The organism is Bradyrhizobium sp. Bra78, from assembly GCF_024519855.1.
In the GTDB taxonomy this organism is placed as follows: domain Bacteria; phylum Pseudomonadota; class Alphaproteobacteria; order Rhizobiales; family Xanthobacteraceae; genus Bradyrhizobium; species Bradyrhizobium japonicum_G.
The window spans coordinates 42,633-62,697 of record NZ_JALJRE010000024.1 but is presented as its reverse complement, the minus strand read 5'-3'; the positions used below and the strand labels follow the sequence as shown (position 1 = coordinate 62,697).

The window sequence follows — 20,065 nt, the reverse complement described above, 5'->3', positions numbered from 1 at the left end:
CGCTGCACTCGGCCGGTCTCTATCCCAAAGTGGAACAAGTTAACGATGTCTTGCGCGCCGCGCCCTTGATCTCAGTTGCAACCGCTGGCTTCAATCCGGGCAACTACAGGGGGGAACCGATGGAGGGGGAAGCACATGGCTGACGAGACGGACGTCATCGTTGTCGGCGCAGGCCTGTCGGGCCTCGTGGCCGCCACCGAGATCGCGGACGCGGGCAAGCGCGTGATCGTGGTCGACCAGGAAGGCGAGCAGTCGCTCGGCGGCCAGGCATTCTGGTCGTTCGGCGGATTGTTCCTGGTCAATTCGCCGGAGCAGCGCCGGCTTGGCATCAAGGACTCCTTCGAGCTCGCCATGCAGGACTGGATCGGCACGGCCGGCTTCGACCGCGACGAGGATTTCTGGCCGCGCCAATGGGCCGAGGCCTATGTGGCGTTCGCGGCGGGCGAGAAGCGCAACTGGCTGCGCGCGATGGGCCATCGCATCTTCCCCGTCGTCGGCTGGGCCGAGCGCGGCGGTTATGACGCAATGGGCCACGGCAATTCGGTGCCGCGCTTCCACGTCACCTGGGGCACCGGGCCGGGGATCGTCGAGCCGTTCGAGCGCCGCGCGCGCGAGGCCGTCAGAAGCGGTCGGCTCAGCTTCAGGTTCCGCCATCGTGTCGATGCGCTCTCCATCACCAACGGCACGGTCGACGGCATCAGCGGCGCCGTTCTCGCGCCCGACACGATCGAGCGCGGCAAGAGTTCGTCGCGCAATGTCGTCGGAGAGTTCGCGCTGAAGGCGCAGGCCGTGATCGTGGCGTCCGGCGGCATCGGCGGCAATCACGAGCTGGTGCGGCAGAACTGGCCGAAGCGGCTCGGCACGCCGCCGAAATTCATGATCTCCGGCGTGCCCGAGCATGTCGACGGCCGCATGATCGGCATCACGGAAAAGACCGGCGCGCGGCTGATCAACCGCGACCGCATGTGGCATTACGTCGAGGGCATCCAGAACTGGTCACCGATCTGGCCGCGACACGGTATCCGCATCCTGCCCGGCCCTTCCTCGATGTGGTTCGACGCAACAGGCACGCGGTTGCCGGCGCCGCTCTTCCCCGGCTCCGACACGCTTGGCCAGCTCCAGTACATCATGTCCACCGGGTATGATTATTCCTGGTTCATCCTGACCCAGAGCATCATCAAGAAGGAATTCGCGCTGTCGGGCTCGGAGCAGAACCCTGACCTGACCGGCAAGAGCTGGCGCATGACGATCAAGCGCGCCACCAACAAGGGCGCGCCGGCGCCGGTGGAGGCCTTCAAAAGCCATGGTGTCGACTTCATCGTGCGCGACAAGATCGAGGATCTCGTTGCCGCCATGAACAAGCTTGCCGGCAGCGACCTGCTCAAGCCCGAGCACATCAAGATGCAGATCGAGGCGCGCGACCGCGAGATTGCCAATCCCTACGTCAAGGATGCGCAGGTGATGAACATCCACAATGCGCGGCGCTACATCGGCGACAGGCTGATCCGCACCGCCTCCCCGCACCGTATCCTCGACCCGGCGCACGGGCCGCTGATCGCGGTCAAGCTCAACATCCTCACCCGCAAGACGCTGGGCGGCTTCGAGACCGACCTCTCTTCGCGCGTGTTCGGCGCGGAGGGCAGCGTCATTCCCGGGCTCTACGCGGTGGGCGAAGCCGCCGGTTTCGGCGGCGGCGGCGTGCACGGCTATCGCTCGCTGGAAGGCACCTTTCTCGGCGGCTGCCTGTTCTCGGGCCGCAATGCCGGCCGTGCCGCGGCCAGGGCGGTGGGATAGATCATGCGGCGGTGGATGCGCATCGCAGCGTGTCTTGCGGCATCGGCCGCCGTCTCGGCTGCATCCGCCGATACGATCGACATCGACGGCGTAAAGCGGTCCTACACCGCGCAGCTGCCGGCGAAGCGGCTCGTGCCGCTCGTGGTGGTGCTGCATGGCAAGACCCAGCGCGGCGCCGACATGGCCGCGCGGACGGCGTGGCCGCAGGTCGCCAAGCGTGAAGGTTTTGCCGTGGTCTTCCCGGACGGGCTCAACCATGCCTGGGCCGATGCGAGGACCAGGGCGGGGCCCGCGCTGCGCGGTCCGCCGCCGGGCACCGACGATGTCGCCTTCATCGCAAGGCTGGTCGAGAAGCTGGTCGCGAACGGCACGGCCGACCCAAAGCGCGTCTATGTCGCCGGCATCTCCAATGGCGGCGCGATGGCGATGACGCTGGTTTGCGCGCGCGCCGACCTGTTTGCGGCGGGCGCGAGCGTGATCATGAATCTCACCGATGAGGCCGCAATCACCTGCCATCCGTCGCGGCCGCTGCCGATGCTGCTGATGAACAGCACGGCCGACCCGCTGGTGCCCTACGAAGGCGGACGCGGATCGAGCTATTTTGCCGCGGACGGGTTCTGGTCCACCGAGGAGACGCTGGCGTTCTGGCGCAAGCTCAACGGCTGCGAGACCGACGACGGCGAAATGACTGATTTGCCCGACAGGGCGCCCGCAGACCAGTCCACGGTCACGCGGATCACCTCGCGCTGTCCCACAGGGCACGACGTCGTGCTTTATCGCATCAATAAAGGCGGTCACCGCATGCCCGGGTTTTCTTCGGATGCCCGCTTCCCAAAGGTCGCAACCGGCCTGCTCGGGCAGCAGAACGGCGACATCGACGGCGCCGAGACGATCTGGACGTTCTTCAGTCAGTTTCCGTAAGGCCGCGCATGCACCGGTGGCAACGCATGCGTGCCCGGCAACGCATGCGTGCCGGGGGTGGCAGAGCGCGGGACGCTGGGCTAGACAGGGCCGCCATTCCACCAGGAGATCCCCAATGAGCATTCAGCGTTTCGAAACCGGCCCGCGCATGAGCCAGGCCGTCGTACACGGCAACACCGTCTATCTCGCCGGTGTCGTCGCCAGCAACGCCGCCGGCGAAAGCGTGACGAAGCAGACCCAGGACATCCTGGCGACGATCGACGGCCATCTAGCCAAGGCCGGTACCGACAAGTCGAAGCTGCTCTCGGCCACGATCTACATCACCGACATGAAGACCTTCGGTGAGATGAACGCGGTGTGGGACGCCTGGGTCTCGCCCGGCAACACCCCGGCCCGCGCCACCGTGGAAGCCAAGCTGGCGGCCGCGCAATACACCGTCGAGATCATGGTCACCGCGGCGAAATAAATTCGCGCGAACTTCGCATGCGACTGAAGCGCGATGAGAGCATCATCGCGCTTCAGTTTTTTCCCGACGCATGATCTCCGAGGTAATCGATCTGCGCGCGCGAACCTTTGATAGTGGCGGTCAGCCGAATACGGCGCCATCGAAGGAGAGCACCATGACCGATCCCATCACCATTGCCCACCGCTACATCGAGCTCTGGAACGAGCGCGCCGCCGGTCGCCGGCGCGAACTGCTCAGCGAGAACTGGACGGCGGACGCGAGCTATGTCGATCCGCTGATGAAGGGCGACGGCCCTGATGGCATCGAGGCGCTGATCGCCGGCGTGCAGCAGCGCTTTCCCGATTTCAGGTTCAAGCTGATCGGCGAGCCGAACGGCTACGGCGACCATGTGCGCTTCAGCTGGGGCCTCGGCCCTGACGGTGTCGACAGCCCGATCAAAGGGACTGATTTCGCCGTGCTGAAGGACGGCCGCATCAGGAGCATCACCGGCTTTTTGGACCAGGTGCCCGCGGGGGCGTGAGGGTCGCTGGACCGCGGTTTACCCTCCCTTGGGAGGGTAAACCGCGACGGCTTCTCGACGAGACTGGCGCGGCCCATCACTGCACGCGCATGGGCGTGTTCCGCTGACGTTGACCTGGATCAACACTGCCTCCGGTCTGAGTGCACCGGTGTTGTGCCAGCCTGGAGGAAAGTCCAATGCGCACATTGGCTTTGACGATTTTGACCATGGGCACCGCTTTGGCAGCAGGGCACGTCCAGGCTCAGACATATGATCCGGCTTTTCCCGTTTGCTTGCACGTGGTCTCGTTCGGAGCCACTCCCTACTATCGATGCAGCTACACCACGATGGACCAATGCAGGGCGTCGGCCAACGGTCAGGCGTGCGTCGTCAACCCGTATTACGCTGCTGCGAAGGCGCCGGTAAAACGGGACAATCGGCGCTATTCCGGCCAAATCAAATCGAGACCGCCCTCGCACGCCGGGACCCGATCGTACGCGCCACCTCGGCCGACCCACTACCGGGCCGCACCGTACAATCAATTCGAACCGTACTATGGAGCGTCCCAGGGTTACGCGCCCGGCGAAAAAGAAAAATTCATCCAAAGCATGAGACAGAACCTCTAGCTTTCCGCCAATCGATAGGCACGCCCCGCATTCACGCCAAAGGCCTTGTCGCGGAGCTGCTGGCCGAGCTTCGTCAGGCATGCCTCCAGCGCACCCTTGATCGCGCCATAGCTCCCCGCGAGCAGGCACACCGGCCAGTCGGAGCCGAAGATCAGGCGGTCCTCGCCAAAACATGTCGCGGCATGCGCGACGAACGGAAACAGCCGCTCCGCATCCCAATCGTTCCAAACAGCTTCCGTCGCCAGCCCCGAGACCTTGCACCAGACATTGCCGCACGCTGCAAGCGCCGCGATGCGGTCGGACCAGTCGGCGCTGCCCCCGTCGGCGATCGGCGGTTTGGCGGCGTGGTCGAGCACGAAGCGCGCGTGCGGAAAGGCTTGCGCCGTCGCAATCGCGGCGGGCAGCTCGCGGGTGCGGACGAGGAAGTCGTAAGCAAGATCGCGGGCGAATATTGCGGCAAGGCCACGCCGGACGTCCGCGCGCAGCAGCCAGTCGGGATCGGCCTCGTCGTGGACCTGATGGCGGATGCCGACGAGCTTGTCGCCGCCCGGCGCGGCGCGCAGCCGATCGAGCGTGTCGCCAACCGCGCCGTCGGTCAAATCGACCCAGCCAACGACGCCGACGACGGCAGGCGTCGCATGCGCGATCTGCAAAAATTCCACGGTCTCCTCGCGTGCCGAGCGGCACTGCACCACGATGCTCGCGTCGATGCCGTTCGCTTTCAACAGCGGCGCCAGATCGGCGGGGCCGAAGGCACGGCGGATCGGCGCGAGTTCAGGCGCGTCCATCCAGGGATAGTCGGCGCGCGCGGGATCCCAGAAATGCTGGTGAGCGTCGATGATCATGGCTTACGCTCCGCCCGGCAACGGGGCCCGCGCGTCGACGAGGTTCCGCGCGCGCAGCTCCTGCCAGAATGCCGGCGGCACCGCCAGCTCGGACATTGCGATGTTGTCGGAAACCTCCCCGGCGTTGCGCGCGCCCATCACAGCGATCGTGACCGCCGGATGGGCCATGCAGAACTGGAGCGCGGCGGCCTTCAGCTCGGTGCCGTGCTTGCGGCAGAGTTCGTCGAGCGCGAGCGCACGGGCGACGAGCGCCGCATCGGCATCCTGGTAGTTGAACTTCGCGGACGTTCGCGGATTGGCCAGGATGCCGCTGTTGTAGATCCCGCCGAGCAGGATGCCGATGTTCCTGCCCTGGCAAACAGGAAACAGCGCATCCAGCGCGCCCTGGTCGAGCAGCGTGTAGCGCCCGGCGAGCAGGAAGCAATCGACCGGTGCGGCTTGCGCAAACCGGACCGGCATCTCCGACTGGTTCATGCCCGCGCCGATCGCCTTGACCGTGCCGTCGTCGCGCAGGCGTTTCAGCGCGCGGAAGGCTCCGGCCACCGCCTCGTCATAGTGATCATCCGGATCATGCACCAGGAGAACATCGACACGGTCGAGCCCAAGCCGGACAAGGCTTTCCTCGACCGAGCGCATCACCCCGTCATAGCTGAAGTCGAACACCGGCCGCTCGCGCCCGGCGCCCTTGTAGTGCTCGTCCTCGGCGGCAGCGCCATCAGGCGCGCGCAACAAGCGACCGACCTTGGTCGAGATGGCATAGGAGTCACGCGGCTGCTGCCGTAGGAAAGCGCCCAGCCGCCGCTCGGCAAGGCCAAAGCCATAGAGCGGTGCGGTGTCGTAGAAGCGGATTCCGAGCGCCCATGCGCGCGCGACCGTCGCCTCTGCATCGGCATCGCTGACGGGCGTGAACAATCCGCCGAGCGGGGCGGAACCGAGGCCGAGCGAGGTGACGTCGAGAGAGCCGAGCCGCGACCTTTTCATTCCCATTGCCTTCCAACAGTCCTGTCTCAATAGCCAAGATCATCTCTCCCGCTTGCGAAATCCGCAAGCGGGAGAGATGGCAGGAGCGCGGGGCTGGCAGCGCTCCTACTTCAACATCTGCGCGACGTTGTCCTTGGTCACGAGATCGAGGCCGGTGTAGACGATCTCCGGCACCTTCTCGCCCTTCTTCATGGCGAGCAGCGTGTCCATCGCCTTCTCGCCCATCTCGAACGGACGCTGGCCGACCAGCGCATTGGCATAGCCGTCGCGCAGCAATTCGAGCTGCATCTTCAGCGTATCGGCGACGACGAGCGTGAACTTGCCGGAGTCGATGTCCTTCTTGTACCTGCTGGCGAAAGCCTTGAAGCCCTCCGGCGCGAACATCGGCCAGCCGCCGATGGGAACGATCGCGGCAAGGTCGGGCGTCGCGGTGCGCATATCCGTCATCTGCTGCACCGCCAGCGCCGGATCGTCGTTGCAGAAAGTCGGCGAGCCCGCGACCTCGGTCCATTTCGAGCCTTTCAGCGCCTCGCGGACGCCATCGACGCGCTCGGCGAGGTTCTTGGCGCCGGGACCGCCCGAGACCATGGCGTATTTACCGCCGTCGGGCCGAAGCTTCAGCAATTGCTTGCCGAGCGCGACACCGAACTCCTTGTTGTTGGTGCCGATATAGGCGGTGCGCTTGGAGCCCGGCGCGTCGGCATCGAAGGTGATGACGGGGATGCCGGCAGCGGCTGCCGCCTCGATCGACTTGGTCATGGCCGCGACGTCGGCGACCGAGATCGCAAGGCCGTCGACCTTCTGGGTGACGAAATCCTGGATGATCTGAGCCTGCGTCGCCGGCTCATGTTCCACCGGTCCCTTGTAGATGCACTCGATGTTGCCGAGCTCCTTGGCACGCTTTAGACAGCCGTCGCGCGCAAAGTCGAAGAACGGATTGTTCATCGCCTTGGGCACGATCACGAAACGGTAGTTCGCGGCAAACGCCGGCGTCGCCATCATCGCGACGGCGATGCCGGCAAGTAGAAATTTCCTCATTGTCTCCTCCATACGTCCTATGCCTATCCATTGAAAAATCGTCCGGGAGGCGGATAGACGGTTCTTTTGCCCTCCCGAAGACGTCACTTCAGACCATCCGCGAGCGGATGCGGTCGACCAGCACGGCCAGTATGATGATCACGCCCACCAGCGTCTGCTGCCAGTAGGAGCTGACCTGTGCCAGCACGAGGCCGTTGCGGATCACTTCGAGCAGCACGCAGCCGACGATCGCCCCCAACGGGCCGCCGATGCCGCCGGCGAGATTGGCACCACCGATGACAGCCGCCGCGATCACGTTGAGCTCGTAGGACGTCGCCATGTTGGCCGGCGCCGATCCGAGCCAGCCGGAGATGATGATGCCCTGGAGGCCCGCGGCGAGCGCGCAGATCACATAGACCTCGATCTTCACCCGGACGACCGGGATGCCGGTCAGTTCGGCCGCCTTCTCGTTGCCGCCGAGCGCGAAGACGTGGCGGCCGAACGCGCTGTGGTGCAGGACCACGGCCATCACCAGTGCGAGGACCACCAGGTAGATGAAAGGCACGGGCACGCCGAGCACGTCGCCCGAGGTGAGCGCATAGAAGTAGTCGGCATCCGGCCCACCCGGAAAGCTGCCGCGCCCGTTCGAGACGACATAGCCGAGCCCGCGCACGATCGAGAGCATGCCGAGCGTGGTGACGAAGGGCGACAGGCCCAGCACGGCGATACAGAAGCCGTTGACGAGGCCGGCGATCAGCGCAACGCCGAGCCCCGCAAGAAGCGAGATCAGCAGGATCAGGCCCGGCACGTTGGCGAGCACGGTCTTGCCGTCGGCCGCCATGTGCACGAACAGCGAGCCTGCGGGCGAGCCGGGCGCCGACAGCTCGGTCATCACCATCGAGGTGATCATGGCCGAGAAGCACATCATCGAGCCGACCGACAGATCGATGCCGCCGGTGATGATCACGAAGGTGACGCCGAGGGTGGCGATGGCGATGAAGGAGAAGTTCTTCGCCACGTTCTGCATGTTGCCTTCGGTGAAGAAGTAGGGACTGGCGAAATGCATGACCACCAGCAGGATCGCCAGCGCGAGCAGGACATAGCCGGTCTGGGACGCGAAGATGCCGCGCTGCCACCATCTGATCCGGCCGACATTGGTGAAGCTGATCGGGGATTCCAAGGGCATGACCATCACGCCGCCTCCTTCGCGCCGGTGATCAGGGCAGTGACTTCCTCGGGCGACGTCTGCTGGATCGGCTTGTCGGCCCGCTTCTCGCCCCGGCGCATGACGATGACGCGGTCGCACACCGCGAACACGTCGGGCATGCGGTGCGAGATCAGCATCACGGCGACGCCCTGCTCCTTCAGCCGGTGGATCAGGCCGAGCACCTGCTCGACCTGGCGCACCGAGATCGCGGCCGTCGGCTCGTCCATCATCACCAGCCGCGCGTTGGAGAGCCGCGTTCGCGCGATCGCGACCGCCTGGCGCTGGCCGCCCGACATCTGCTTGACGAGATCGTCGGGCCGCGTTTCCGAGCGCAATTCGCCGAACAGCTCCAGCGCGCGCGCCGCCATGGCCTTGTGGTCGAGCACCGCGAGCGGGCCGAATTTGCGCTTCAGCTCGCGGCCGAGGAAGACGTTGGCCGCCGCCGTCAGATTGTCGGCGAGCGCGAGGTCCTGGTAGACGACCTCGATGCCGACGGCGCGTGCATCGACCGGGCGATTGAAATGGACCGCGCTGCCGGCGAAGCGGATCTCACCATGGCTGGGACGGAAATTGCCGGCGATGATCTTGACCAGCGTCGACTTGCCCGCGCCGTTGTCGCCCATCAGGCCGACGACCTCGCCGGGAAGGACCTTCAAGTCGACTTCGTGCAGCGCGCGGATTGCGCCGAACTCCTTGCCGATGCCGGTCAGCTCGAGCACCGGTGTCGCTTCAGCATGTGTCATCAGCGGCCTTCCTCAGACGTAGCGGTTGACCAGGGATTCCAGATATTCCTGCCGGCCCGAGCGCGGCTGCGGGTCGAAGCCCGGGCCGAGCGCGCGATCGGCAAGATCGGCGAGCGAGCGCTGGCCGCCAAGAATGGCGCGGCCCTCGCTGCCGGCCCATCCGCCATAACGCTCGGTGAGCGGTGCGGTGAGCACGCCGGCATCGAGCATGTCCGCGGCGGCGAGGAAGGCGCGCGCGCAGGCATCCATCGAGCCAACATGGGCATGGATCAGATCGTCGGGGTCGATCGACTGGCGGCGGATTTTGGTGTCGAAATTCAGTCCGCCCGAGGTGAAGCCGCCGCGGTTCAGGATCTCGTGGAACACCAAAGCGAGCTCGGGCACGTTCATCGCGAACTGGTCGGTGTCCCAGCCCAGCAGGTCGTCACCGCGATTGACGTCGAGCGAGCCGAAGACACCGAGCGCCTCGGCGAGCGCGACCTCGTGATGGAAGGAGTGGCCGGCGAGGATGGCGTGGTTCTGCTCGATGTTGAGCTTGACGTCCTTGAGCAGGTCGTAGCGCGCGAGGAAGCCGTAACAGGTGGCGACGTCGAAATCATATTGATGCTTGGTCGGCTCCTTCGGCTTCGGCTCGATCAGGATCGGGCCCTTGAAGCCGATCTTGTGCTTGTGCTCGACGACGAGCGACACGAAGCGGCCGAGCTGGTCGAGCTCGCGCTTGAGATCGGTGTTGAGCAGCGTCTCGTAGCCCTCGCGCCCGCCCCAAAGCACGTAGTTCTGGCCGCCGAGCCGGTGCGTCACCTCCAGCGCGGCGCGGACCTGGCCGGCGGCGTAGGTGAAGATCTCGGGGTCAGGGTTGGTCGCGGCGCCCGCCATGTAGCGGCGGTGCGTGAACAGGTTGGCGGTGCCCCAGAGCAGGCGGACTTTTGCCGAGGCCATCTTCTGTTCGAACAGATCGGCGACCGCATTGAGGTTCGCAACGGATTCGGCGAGCGAATTGCCTTCAGGCGCCGCGTCGACGTCGTGGAAGGTGAAGAAGGGCACATCCAGCAGGCGGAACAGCTCGAAGGCGACATCGGCCTTGGCGCGCGCCTGCGCCATCGCATCGGTGCCGTGATGCCAGGGCCGCAAAAAGGTCTCGCCGCCGAAGGGATCGCCGCCCGGCCAGCACAGCGAATGCCAATAGCAGACTGCGAAACGCAAATGATCCTCGAGCCTGCGGCCATGGACGAGGCGGTCCTTGTCGTACCAGCGGAAGGCGAGCGGGCTCGCGGCATCCTTGCCGGCAAAGGCGACAGGTTGGCTTGCATCGAAGAATTTTGCTGGCGCGTTCACTTAAATCGGCTCCTTCAACGCGGGATAGAGATCGCGCCAGCGGCGATAGGCATCGTCGTAGGCGGAAGTGACGGATGCCCGTGGCGCGAAACTCGCGAGCCGCCGCGGACGAACACAAACCTGTGCCGGGTCTTCGCCAGTCGCAGCGATGCGGCCGAGCCGTGCGGCGCCGAGCGCCGCCCCGACCTCGCCTTCCTCGACGCGGTGGACGGGGATGCCGAGCACGTCGGCGCAGATCTGCGCCCACAGCGGCGAGCGCGAGCCGCCGCCGACCAGATCAACCTCCGCGACCGGCCCGCTCGCCGCACTCAGCGCCGCCAGATTGTCGCGCGCAGCAAAGGCGACGCCTTCGAGCACGGCCTGAACGATCTGTCCGCGCCCGGTCGCACCGCGCAAACCGGCGAAGGCGCCGCTGGCGGCGGCGTCGTTGTGCGGCGTCCGCTCGCCGTCGAGATAGGGCAGGAATCTGACCGGGCTCGGTCCGTCGACGCGCTCGCCGAGCGGCGCCAGCAGCGCGGCCGCCGGCGTCTCCATCACGCCGGCGAGCCATGCCAGCGAGGCTGCGGCCGACAGCATCACGCCCATCTGGTGCCAGAGGCCGGGCAGCGCGTGGCAGAACGCATGCACGGCGGAAGCCGGGGCCGGTGCAAACCGATCGGTGACGCGGAACAGCACACCTGAGGTTCCCAGAGACAGAAACGCATCGCCCGGTGTGATCGCGCCGAGGCCGATCGCGCTCGCGGCGTTATCGCCGGCGCCGCCGGCAATCACGACATCTTTCGCCATGCCCCAGCGCTGCGCGAATTCCGGGGCGAGCATCGCGCTGACCCCGCTGCCTTCGACGAGGCGCGGCATGTGGTGGAGATCGAGCCCGGTGGCATGCAGCAGCAGGGCCGACCAGCGGCGCAGACCGACATCGAGCCACAGCGTGCCTGCGGCGTCGGACATATCCTCGACCATTTCGCCGGTGAGGCGATAGCGGACATAGGCCTTCGGCAGCAGCACCTTTGCCACGCGCTCGAAGATCTGCGGCTCGTGCCGCGCGACCCAGAGCAGCTTCGGCGCGGTGAAGCCCGGCATTGCCAGATTGCCGGCGATCGTGTGCAGCGACGGGCAGCGACGCTCCAGCTCGACGCATTCGGCGTGCGAGCGGCCATCGTTCCAAAGAATCGCAGGGCGCAGCGGCCGTCCATCCTCGTCGAGCAGCGTCGCGCCGTGCATCTGGCCCGATAGCCCGATGCCTCGCACCTGCGCGACCTCGCGCGGATGGCGGCCGGCGAGATCGTCGACGGCGCCGACCGCCGCATCGACCCAGGCATCGGGATCCTGCTCGGACCACAGCGGCGCGGGATGCGACAGCGCAAGCTCGCGCGCCGCCGTCGCGAGAACCGCGCCGGCATCACTCACGAGCACCGCTTTCACACCGGACGTGCCGATGTCGATTCCGAGATACACGCCGTCCTCCCTTTCATCCCTGTCGCAGGGTTGCGAACTTTCGTCGCCTTTTCCGGCAAACTGCCGTTCAAAGTCCCGCTGCCGCTAGGGCAGATTGTCCCGCATCACGATGTCGATCCTGATCTTCTCCTGTTCGCGCAGGATCGGCTCGCCGCGGGCGAGCGCGAGCAGCACGCGCACGGCGGCGCGGGCTTCGTGCCCGGGGTTCTGCGAGATCGCCGCATCCATCACGCCCTGCAACAGCAGCCGCCGCGTCAACGCGGTGACGTCGTGCCCGACGAACACGACCTTGTCGCGGCCGGCATCGCTCAACGCCTGATCGCTCAACGCCTTGGCGACACCTTGCGTGCCGGCGCCGACGTTATAAAGGCCGACAATGTCAGCATGCCTGCCCAACAGCCGCGTCAGCAGCTGCCCGGAACGTTCGTCCTCGTCGCGCCCTTCCAGCACCGGCAGCACGCTGAGACCAGGGAATTCCGCCGCCATCACCTGGTTGAAACCGAAAATGCGCTCTGCATGATCGCGCAGACCCTGCGAGCCCGCCACGATCGCGACCTTGCCGGACCGCCCGCCGGCCAGCCGCCCGACCAGCGCGCCGGCGGTGCGTCCCGCCGCAATGTTGTCGATGCCGACATAATGGTGTCGGCGGGACGACGGCACGTCCGAGACCAGCGTCACGACCTTGGTGCCGGCATCGACGAGATCGTCGATGGCGGCGCGGACGCGCGGATGATCCAGCGCCACCACGGCGACGCCGTCGTAATCGTCCGCCAGCGCCGTCAGCGAGGCTGCGAGCACGGACGGATCGAACACGTCGGTGGCGATCGTCTCGACGCCGAGGCGGCGGGCGGCGAGCCAGGCCGACATCTCGCCGAGATAGGCCTCGATCTGCTGCATGAACGGATTGGGCCCCGACGGCATCACGAAGGCGAAGCGGCGAGCGCGGCCGCGGGCGAGCTCGGCGGCGGCGACGTGCGGCTGGAAGGCGTTGCGTTCAATGGCCTCCCTGACGCGCCGGACCGTGTCCGGCCGCACGCCCGGACGGTTGTGCAGGACGCGGTCGACCGTGGCGAGGCTGACGCCTGCCTGGCGGGCGATGTCCTTCAGCGTCAGCGCGCTTGCAGTGAGAGTGTCGGCCATGGATGAAGGCTAGCAGAGGTGTTTTGAGGTACGCAACTCATTTTGAGGGATGGATCGCCGATTTCGAGCCGGGGTTGCGCCCGGCCGCCCTACCCGGCTGCAAGGTCGAGCGTCAGGAACAGACTGTTGCGATCCTCGACATAGCCCTCGAATGGACCGCACGCGACGAAGCCGTGCGCCAGGTAGAGCGCGTGCGCCGGCTTGAAATAATCCCACGAGCCGGTCTCGAGGCTGAGGCGCTTCAAGCCGCGGACACGGGCTTCGGTGATGATGTGGCGGAGCATCCGGCCGCCAAAGCCGCGCCGGCGCGTGGTCTGGAGCGTGTGCATCGACTTCACCTCGCCATGCTCGGACGAGAGCGTCTTCAGCGCGCCGACGGCGACCAGCGTCTCGCCGTCCCAGCCGGTCCAAAACGCGATGTCGGGCGCCCGCAGGCCGGAGAGGTCCAGCGCGTGGGCGCTGCCCGGCGCGGTCTGCGCCCGCGCGGCCGTGACGTGATGATCGAGCAGTGCGATGACGCGCGGATCAAAGGTGTCGCCGGTGCGGATCTGCATCGTCAGGTTCACTCGAGGATTTCATATCGCATCGGCATCCTCACATCTTCCCGTAGGAGGCGCCGCGGCGCGTGATGATGACGTAGCGCGCGTCCTGCTTGGTCTCGTTCTCGAAGATCACCGCGCGCATCACGTCGAAGTCGAGACAATCGCCCTCGCGCAGCCGCACCGCCTTGGCGTCGATATGCACGGCGATCGCGCCCTCCAGCATCAGGAGCTGCTGGGTGAAGGCGTTGCGGCCCCACGGGCTGTATGGCACCCGCGCGCCGGCCGGCAGATCGACGACGATGATCTCGATGCCGCTCGCCGCGTCCGTCGGCGAAGCATGCCGGCGGCGATAGCCGCTCTCGGGATCGCGCCAGTGCGGCTGGTCGGCAAGACGCACCAGCCGCTCCGGCGGCTTCTCGGCCAGCGCGACGACATCGCTCAGAGACACGTCGAGTGCCGCACACAGCTTTCCGAGCAGCGCAGCCGTCGCACTGCTCTGCGCCCGCTCCACCCGCCCGATCATCGCCCGGCTGACGCCGGAGCGGCCTGCGAGTTCGTTCAGCGTCATGCCCGCTTGCGTCCGCAGCGTCTTCAGGCGGCGACCGATCGCGCGATCGAGTTTTTGCTGGTCCATTTCTTGTAAGTCGTGGCCGTTGTCCGAACGTGCCGCAGCGACGAGGGCCGCAAGCCGCCGGGCGAGAGGAGCTTAGCGCGCGCAGCGAAGAACGCCGGCATCGCGTGGCTAATATATTGGAATCTCGCGCGCTGCGCGACGTGCGCTTGCACCTGTCAGGTCGATCGGAAGGAAATCTCGGAGGAGCTTGGAGCGGGCGAAGGGAATCGAACCCTCGTATGCAGCTTGGGAAGCTGCCGTTCTACCATTGAACTACGCCCGCGGATGCGCAGCTTGCGCCCCTCTGATTAGCCGAGACGGCGCCGCCAGCCAAGCGCTTTGGCGCTACTGGCCCGACGCTTCTTAACGTCCTGGCAAGATTCCAGGTGCGCCGGATTGTGGCGGTGTTATGATCATGCGTCTGGGGAGAGACGTGCACTGAGTGGGGCGTGTGCATGGTGGGGCGTGGCTACGCGATATTCGACACGGCCATAGGGCGCTGCGGCATCATCTGGAGCAGCACCGGAATCGTCGCCGTGCAATTGCCGGAGGCGCGGGAGATCGACACCCGCCGCCGGATTTTCCAGGTCCATCCCGAGGCGCGCGAGCAGCGGCCTTCCGAGAACGTCGAGCTCGCGATCGAGGGGATCGCAGGCCTGCTGCAAGGCGGCGATCCCGATTTCTCCGAGGTCAGCCTGGATGCCGGCGGCGTGCCCGGCTTCAACCGCCGGGTCTACGAGCACACCTGCACCATCCCGCGCGGGGAGACCCGCACCTATCACGAGATCGCCAGGGCGCTGGGCGCCTCCGGCGCCGCGCATTCGGTGGCGCAGGCGATCTCCAAGAATCCCTACATGCTGATCGTGCCCTGCCACCGGGTGCTGGAGGCCGGCAATTACGCCGACCGGCTCTCGCCTTACGGCGGGGTGATCTCCAAGCGGCGGCTGCTCTCGCTGGAGGGCGCCCATCCGATCGCCAGCAAGACGCTGTTCGACGTGCTGCTGCCCGTTGCCCCGCCGAGGCCCAGCTAAGGCGCGATCGCAATCGCACCTCAGCTTTGTTTTTTGGGCATGATCTTGTCGGACAACCGCTACACACTTGTCCGGATCATGCCTAGATAGGTGGCATGGACGCAACCACGCTGCTGACCACGCGCTCGATGACGGTCTCCGAGTTTCGCTGCGATGCGGGGCCGGACGACAGCCCGTTTGCCGAGTGCCGCACCGGCCACTCCATCGCCTATGTCCGAGCCGGCAGCTTTGGCTGCCATTGCCGCGCCGGGTTCTTCGAGCTGGTGGCGGGCTCGATGCTGGTCGGCGCGCCCGGCGAGGAATACACCTGCACGCATGAGCATGTCAGCGGCGACGTCTGCCTGTCGTTCTTCCTCGGTGAGGATCTGGTCGACGCCCTCGGCGGACGGCGCGAGGTCTGGCAGGTCGGTGCGACGCCGCCGCTGCCCGAGCTGATGGTGCTGGGCGAGCTCGCCCAGACGGCGGCAGATGGCAACAGCGACCTGGGCCTCGACGAGGTCGGGCAGATCCTTGCCGGCCGGTTCGTCGATGTCGTCTCGGGCAGGCCGCGCAAGCCGACCACGCCGACCGCGCGCGACCGCCGCCGCGCCGTGGAAGCTGCGCTGTGGATCGACTCCAACTCGCATGCCGAGGTCGATCTCGAACAGGCGGCGCGGCAGGCGGGCCTCAGCCCGTTTCATTTCCTGCGGCTGTTCTCGAGCGTGCTCGGCGTCACGCCGCATCAATATCTGGTGCGCTCGCGGCTGCGGCATGCGGCGCGTCTGCTCGCCGACGACGATATCGCGGTCACCGACATCGCCTATGACGTCGGCTTCGGCGACCTCTCCAACTTCGTCCGCACCTTCCACCGCGCCGCCGGCGTATCGCCGACCAAGTTCCGGCAGGCCTCGAAGGGGAAGCGCAAGATTCTCCAAGAGCAGCTCGCCCTCAACTGACTAGGTTCGTCTCCGGCGCGCGCCGATTGCGGCGCGCTTTGGAAATGGAGACGACCATGTACGACCACATCGGACTGCGCGTTGCCGACCTCGACGCCGCCACGCGCTTCTACACCGCGGTGCTGGCCCCGCTCGGTCATGTCCTGTGCTCGAGCGGCGACGGCTATGCCGGCTTCGGACCGAAGGGCGAGCCGGCGCTCTGGCTGCATCTGAACAAGGGCCGCAAGACGGATGGCACGCATATCGCCTTCCGCGCCAAGGACCACGATGCGGTCAAATCATTCCACAGCGCGGGCCTGAAGAGCGGCGGCCGCGACAATGGCGGCGCCGGCCCGCGCAAGGATTACAGCCCGACTTACTATGCGGCTTTCCTGATCGATCCTGACGGTAACAACGTCGAGGCGGTTTGTGTGTGAGCTTTGGCCACTAGCTCTCGTCATTGCGAGGAGCTCTTGCGACGAAGCAATCCGGACTGTCTCTGCGGCAACATCTCTGGATTGCTTCGCGGAGCTCGCAATGACGGCGTTTGTAGCGACTACCCAACATGATCAAGGACACCTTTCATGACCTCCGTCTATAACGACGTTCCTCTGAACGCCTCCGCTGACAAAGTCTGGGACGCCGTGCGCGATTTCGGCGCGTTGCATCAGCGGCTGGCGCCGGGCTTCGTCACGGCCTGCACGCTCGACGGCGATGCCCGCATCGTCACTTTCGCCAATGGATCGGTGGCGCGCGAGGTGCTGGTCGACTGTGACGATGCTCGGCAACGGCTTGTCTATGCGATCGACAACGAACGGCTGAAGCACTACAGCGCCTCGGTGCAGGTGATCGCCGAGGGCGACAAGGCCTGCCGTCTGCTCTGGATCATCGACATGCTACCCAATGAGCTTGCGCCCTATGTTCAGGGGCAAACCAGGGACGCCGTCGCTGCGATCCACCGGGCGTTTCCGCCTGCGTGATCTTTCTCACAGAGCTTCCCTCTCCTCGGCCGTAACCATGGCGGCGTGCGTCCGGTTGGCTCCGCTCTCCCGGCGGCGCCGCGCACGCGAGGAGCAGGCCATGAGAGGTGCGGACAAGGTGATCTGCCAGGCGGCCGCCGTGCTGCTGATGTTCTCGATTTCGAGCGCGCCGGCAAAGGCGCAGTTCCTCGGCGGCGGCGGTGCCGGCGGCGAGGACATGATGACCCAGATGGCCCCGATGCTGGAGATGATGAAGGCGAAGATGGGCAAGCGCCGCTTCGCCATGATGATGCAGACCATGGGCCCGATGATGAGCCGCATGATGGAGAATGACGGCGGCGGAATCGGCGGCATGATAGGTGGCGGCTATGGCGGCGGCTTTGGCGCACCCAATTATGGCGGCTACACCGCGATGGGCGGAGGCGGCTATATGCCGACCGGGCTCGGCGGCATGGGCGGCGGCGATATCATGGGCATGCTCGGCGGCGCCGGCGGCGGCGACATGATGGCGATGATCCCGCAATTGATGCGGCTGGCCAATGTCGGCGGCGGTGGCGGCCATCGCCGCCACAAGCATCGCTGAGGCGCGCCGGCGGACTGGACGCAAGCGACGCCGATATCAAATCCGATCGTCGATGAGGACGCCGGAAATCGACGAGTCGCTTGCGTTCGTCTGGTCGCCTGAACGCACCGCGCTGTAGGTCGAATCCGCGAGCGAGTTCTTCAGGGACTGGAGAAATTGCTCGAGCAGGTCCGTCGCCGAATCGCCGCTCGTCGAACTGTCCGTGGCGTTGGGCGAAGACGAGCCGCCCGCTCTCGTCGTGTCACTCGATTCCGTGCCGCTGGACGAGGTCGAATCCGCGAGCAGGCTTTTGAGCGAATCGAGGAATTGCTGAAGCAGGTCCAACGCCGAATTGCCGCTGGATGAATTATCCGTGCCGCTGGCGCGAGCGGGACCATCGGGCGGCGGGCCACCTGCTCCACCGGGCCCACCTGTCCCGCCCGGCCCATGGGAGAGCGCCGCCTTGAAGATACCTTGCAGCTCGGTGGCCTGCTGGTCGGTCAGCTTGCCGGCCGAAACTTCCTGCTGGATGAGGCCGTCGATCTTCGACTTGAAAGCCTCAGGCGACGATGTGCCGCCGCTGGATTGATCGCTCGCACTGCTCGATTGCAGGGCGGAATCGATGTCGCCGAGCGCGGGCGACAGCGCCGGCTGATCGGCCGAATTAATTGTGCCGGAGCCGGCTTCCGCCTGCAGCTCATCTTGCAGCCGCTGCAATGGTGATGTGTGGTGGTGGTGAGAGGAGAGCGCCGAAATCGAGGTCATGATGGCTTTCCGTGCTTCTGGTGAACGCGCGGTGACGGTGTCCTCAGGAGCTGGCGCGGAGCCTTTGACGAAGAGCCATTCCGGTTACCCGGTATTGCCAAGCCATGATTGGAAATATTCGGAAACAAAAATCCGGCAAGCGCGCCCGAGGCACGTGCGCCCTAGTCAGCCGCGGCCGAAAGCGCAGGCCTGATCGCAGGCTTCGTCTCGCGCGGTCCCCAGCGCGTCAGCACCACGCTGGAGCACGAGAGCAGGCCGAGCACGACCATCGAACTCGCCGCCAGCCAGAAGAAGCTTTGCGCGGTGGCATCATGCGTCGACAGCCACCAGCCGACCGCCGCGATGTAGATCAGCCGCACGGTCTGCGCCAGCACGGGACCGATGACCTTGGCCGCGCCTTGCGACGAGAAATACATGGTCGAGGCCAGCCCGATGAAGGCGTAGAACGGCGCCACCGTCGACAGATATTGATGGCTGGTGGCGCGCACGGTGGCGCTGTCGGTGAAGATGTTGACCCAGAGATCGGGGAACAGCGCGACCATGCACGCCGGCGCACCGACGGCGACGAAGGCGCTCGCGCCCGCGATCCAGGCGATGCGGCGGGCGCGTGCGGTGCGGCCGGCGCCGATCGCCATGCCGACCATCGGCACCGAGGCGATGCCGAACGAGAACGCGATCGAGGTCAGCAAAAATTCCAGCCGCGCGCCGATGCCGTAGCCGGCGAGGATCGCGGTGCCGAACTTCGCCAGCATGTGGGTGAAGATCGAGATCGTCAGCACCGATTGCAGCGGCGAGAAGCAGGCGATGGCGCCGACCTTCAGGATGTCGAAGAACATCGCCCATTGGATGCGCAGGCCGCGCAGTTTCGGGACGACGCGGGCGCGGCCGGAGAACAGGTACCAGCCCATGATGGCGATGTTCATGCAATAGGCGATCAGCGCGCCGGCCGCGACGCCGCGCATGCCGAATTGCGGCACCGGTCCGAGTCCCAGACCCAGCGTGCCGCCGAGCACGATCTGCCAGGCAGCCGAATTGAGAATCAGGAACGACGGCAGCTTCATGTTGCCGGTGCCGCGCAGCACGCCGGCCATGGTGTTGAGCAGCCAGGGCAGCACGGCGCCACCGAAAAACACCTGGGTATAGGCGATCGCATGCGTCAGCACATCGCCGCGGCCGCCGAGCATCTCGAGCACTTTGGGCCCGTAGATCAGCATGCCCAGCATGAAGACGAGGCCGAAGGTGACGCCGATCAGGAGCGCATGCGCGGCGAGCGTGCCGGCACGCTCGCGATCGCCGGCACCGAGCGCTCGCGCGATCGCGGAAGCCACCGCGCCGCCCATGGCGCCGCCGGACATCGTCATGGTCAGGATCACGGTTGGAAACACCAGCGCCATCGCGGCCAGTGCCTCGACGCCGAGCCGGCCGATATAGGAGGTCTCCGCGATCACGGTACAGGTGCCGGCCGACAATGCGACGACGTTCGGCCAGGCAAGCCCAAGCAGCGTGCGCAGGATCGGCCCGTCCGTCAGCGCGCTCTTCACCGGGGGCGGAGGCGGCGGCAGCGGGCGCTCCTGTTCATCGACCGGGATTTCGGCGATGTCTGACATATCGTCTCCCGGGCGGAAGCGC

The 20,065-nt window shown here is 66.2% G+C and carries 22 protein-coding genes and 1 tRNA gene; 10 read left to right on the top strand and 13 right to left on the bottom strand.

Going from position 1 to position 20,065, the window contains the following annotated elements; all coding sequences use genetic code 11:
* Positions 1–135 precede the first annotated feature (135 nt).
* The 5 genes from OC450_RS33735 to OC450_RS34360 all read left to right on the top strand — a co-directional run bounded on the left by OC450_RS33735 (position 136) and on the right by OC450_RS34360 (position 4,306).
* A complete protein-coding gene (locus tag OC450_RS33735; protein WP_262049452.1) occupies positions 136–1,794 on the top strand; it encodes an FAD-binding dehydrogenase in 1,659 nt (552 codons plus the stop codon).
* Between the two features lie 3 nt (positions 1,795–1,797).
* A complete protein-coding gene (locus tag OC450_RS33730) occupies positions 1,798–2,715 on the top strand; it encodes an alpha/beta hydrolase family esterase (RefSeq protein WP_211380984.1) in 918 nt (305 codons plus the stop codon).
* A 115-nt stretch (positions 2,716–2,830) separates the two neighbouring features.
* Positions 2,831–3,181 carry a RidA family protein gene (locus tag OC450_RS33725; protein WP_211380983.1) on the top strand — a complete coding sequence of 117 codons (351 nt, stop codon included), beginning with the start codon at positions 2,831–2,833 and terminating at the stop codon, positions 3,179–3,181.
* A 154-nt stretch (positions 3,182–3,335) separates the two neighbouring features.
* Entirely contained in the window at positions 3,336–3,701 is a 366-nt protein-coding gene (locus OC450_RS33720; protein ID WP_262049451.1) for a nuclear transport factor 2 family protein, read from the top strand.
* A 176-nt stretch (positions 3,702–3,877) separates the two neighbouring features.
* Positions 3,878–4,306: a DUF3551 domain-containing protein gene (locus OC450_RS34360; RefSeq protein WP_211380981.1), complete on the top strand. Its 429-nt coding sequence runs from the start codon at positions 3,878–3,880 to the stop codon at positions 4,304–4,306.
* Here OC450_RS34360 and OC450_RS33710 read toward each other — a convergent pair.
* The 11 genes from OC450_RS33710 to OC450_RS33660 form a co-directional block, all read right to left on the bottom strand.
* The gene (locus OC450_RS33710; protein ID WP_256809476.1) at positions 4,303–5,151 is read right to left on the bottom strand and encodes an amidohydrolase family protein; all 849 of its coding nucleotides are present in this window, start codon (positions 5,149–5,151) and stop codon (positions 4,303–4,305) included. The two genes, OC450_RS34360 and OC450_RS33710, sit on opposite strands and share 4 nt — an antisense overlap.
* A 3-nt stretch (positions 5,152–5,154) precedes the next feature.
* A complete protein-coding gene (locus tag OC450_RS33705; RefSeq protein ID WP_262049450.1) occupies positions 5,155–6,132 on the bottom strand; it encodes an aldo/keto reductase in 978 nt (325 codons plus the stop codon).
* Between the two features lie 105 nt (positions 6,133–6,237).
* A complete protein-coding gene (locus tag OC450_RS33700) occupies positions 6,238–7,170 on the bottom strand; it encodes a sugar-binding protein (RefSeq protein ID WP_211380978.1) in 933 nt (310 codons plus the stop codon).
* A gap of 88 nt (positions 7,171–7,258) precedes the next feature.
* Complete coding sequence (locus OC450_RS33695; protein WP_211380977.1) at positions 7,259–8,341, bottom strand: ABC transporter permease; 1,083 nt, start codon at positions 8,339–8,341, stop codon at positions 7,259–7,261.
* Positions 8,341–9,099, bottom strand: a complete 759-nt coding sequence (locus OC450_RS33690) for an ATP-binding cassette domain-containing protein (protein WP_211380976.1) — start codon at positions 9,097–9,099, stop codon at positions 8,341–8,343. The genes OC450_RS33695 and OC450_RS33690 overlap by 1 nt, the downstream gene beginning before the upstream one ends.
* Before the next feature lie 12 nt (positions 9,100–9,111).
* Entirely contained in the window at positions 9,112–10,434 is a 1,323-nt protein-coding gene (xylA, locus tag OC450_RS33685) for a xylose isomerase (RefSeq protein WP_262049449.1), read from the bottom strand.
* The gene (xylB, locus tag OC450_RS33680) at positions 10,435–11,889 is read right to left on the bottom strand and encodes a xylulokinase (RefSeq protein WP_262049448.1); all 1,455 of its coding nucleotides are present in this window, start codon (positions 11,887–11,889) and stop codon (positions 10,435–10,437) included.
* 84 nt (positions 11,890–11,973) lie between these two features.
* A complete protein-coding gene (locus OC450_RS33675) occupies positions 11,974–13,029 on the bottom strand; it encodes a LacI family DNA-binding transcriptional regulator (protein WP_262049447.1) in 1,056 nt (351 codons plus the stop codon).
* A gap of 89 nt (positions 13,030–13,118) precedes the next feature.
* Positions 13,119–13,583, bottom strand: coding sequence for a GNAT family N-acetyltransferase (locus OC450_RS33670; protein WP_211382363.1), 465 nt, complete (start codon positions 13,581–13,583; stop codon positions 13,119–13,121).
* Positions 13,584–13,623: 40 nt separating this feature from the next.
* A complete protein-coding gene (locus OC450_RS33665) occupies positions 13,624–14,205 on the bottom strand; it encodes a helix-turn-helix domain-containing protein (protein WP_211380972.1) in 582 nt (193 codons plus the stop codon).
* A 188-nt stretch (positions 14,206–14,393) separates the two neighbouring features.
* Positions 14,394–14,467: transfer RNA gene (locus OC450_RS33660), tRNA-Gly, on the bottom strand.
* A gap of 172 nt (positions 14,468–14,639) precedes the next feature.
* On the opposite strand from OC450_RS33660, the gene OC450_RS33655 reads away from it, so the two are divergent.
* From OC450_RS33655 to OC450_RS33635, 5 genes are all read left to right on the top strand, one after another.
* Positions 14,640–15,215, top strand: coding sequence for a methylated-DNA--[protein]-cysteine S-methyltransferase (locus tag OC450_RS33655; RefSeq protein ID WP_211384176.1), 576 nt, complete (start codon positions 14,640–14,642; stop codon positions 15,213–15,215).
* Positions 15,216–15,310: 95 nt separating this feature from the next.
* Positions 15,311–16,150: a helix-turn-helix transcriptional regulator gene (locus OC450_RS33650; protein ID WP_262049446.1), complete on the top strand. Its 840-nt coding sequence runs from the start codon at positions 15,311–15,313 to the stop codon at positions 16,148–16,150.
* Positions 16,151–16,206: 56 nt separating this feature from the next.
* Positions 16,207–16,566 (top strand): VOC family protein, encoded by a 360-nt coding sequence (locus OC450_RS33645; protein ID WP_262049445.1) that lies wholly within the window; start codon positions 16,207–16,209, stop codon positions 16,564–16,566.
* A gap of 147 nt (positions 16,567–16,713) precedes the next feature.
* Positions 16,714–17,109, top strand: coding sequence for an SRPBCC family protein (locus tag OC450_RS33640; RefSeq protein ID WP_211384173.1), 396 nt, complete (start codon positions 16,714–16,716; stop codon positions 17,107–17,109).
* A gap of 100 nt (positions 17,110–17,209) precedes the next feature.
* Positions 17,210–17,692: a hypothetical protein gene (locus tag OC450_RS33635; RefSeq protein WP_262049444.1), complete on the top strand. Its 483-nt coding sequence runs from the start codon at positions 17,210–17,212 to the stop codon at positions 17,690–17,692.
* Between the two features lie 36 nt (positions 17,693–17,728).
* Here the strand turns inward: OC450_RS33635 and OC450_RS33630 are convergent, their stop codons facing one another.
* Both OC450_RS33630 and OC450_RS33625 read right to left on the bottom strand, forming a co-directional pair.
* Positions 17,729–18,436 (bottom strand): hypothetical protein, encoded by a 708-nt coding sequence (locus tag OC450_RS33630; RefSeq protein ID WP_211384171.1) that lies wholly within the window; start codon positions 18,434–18,436, stop codon positions 17,729–17,731.
* A 161-nt stretch (positions 18,437–18,597) separates the two neighbouring features.
* On the bottom strand, positions 18,598–20,043 hold the full coding sequence (locus OC450_RS33625; protein ID WP_262049443.1) for an MATE family efflux transporter: 1,446 nt from the start codon (positions 20,041–20,043) through the stop codon (positions 18,598–18,600).
* Between the last annotated feature and the right edge of the window lie 22 nt (positions 20,044–20,065).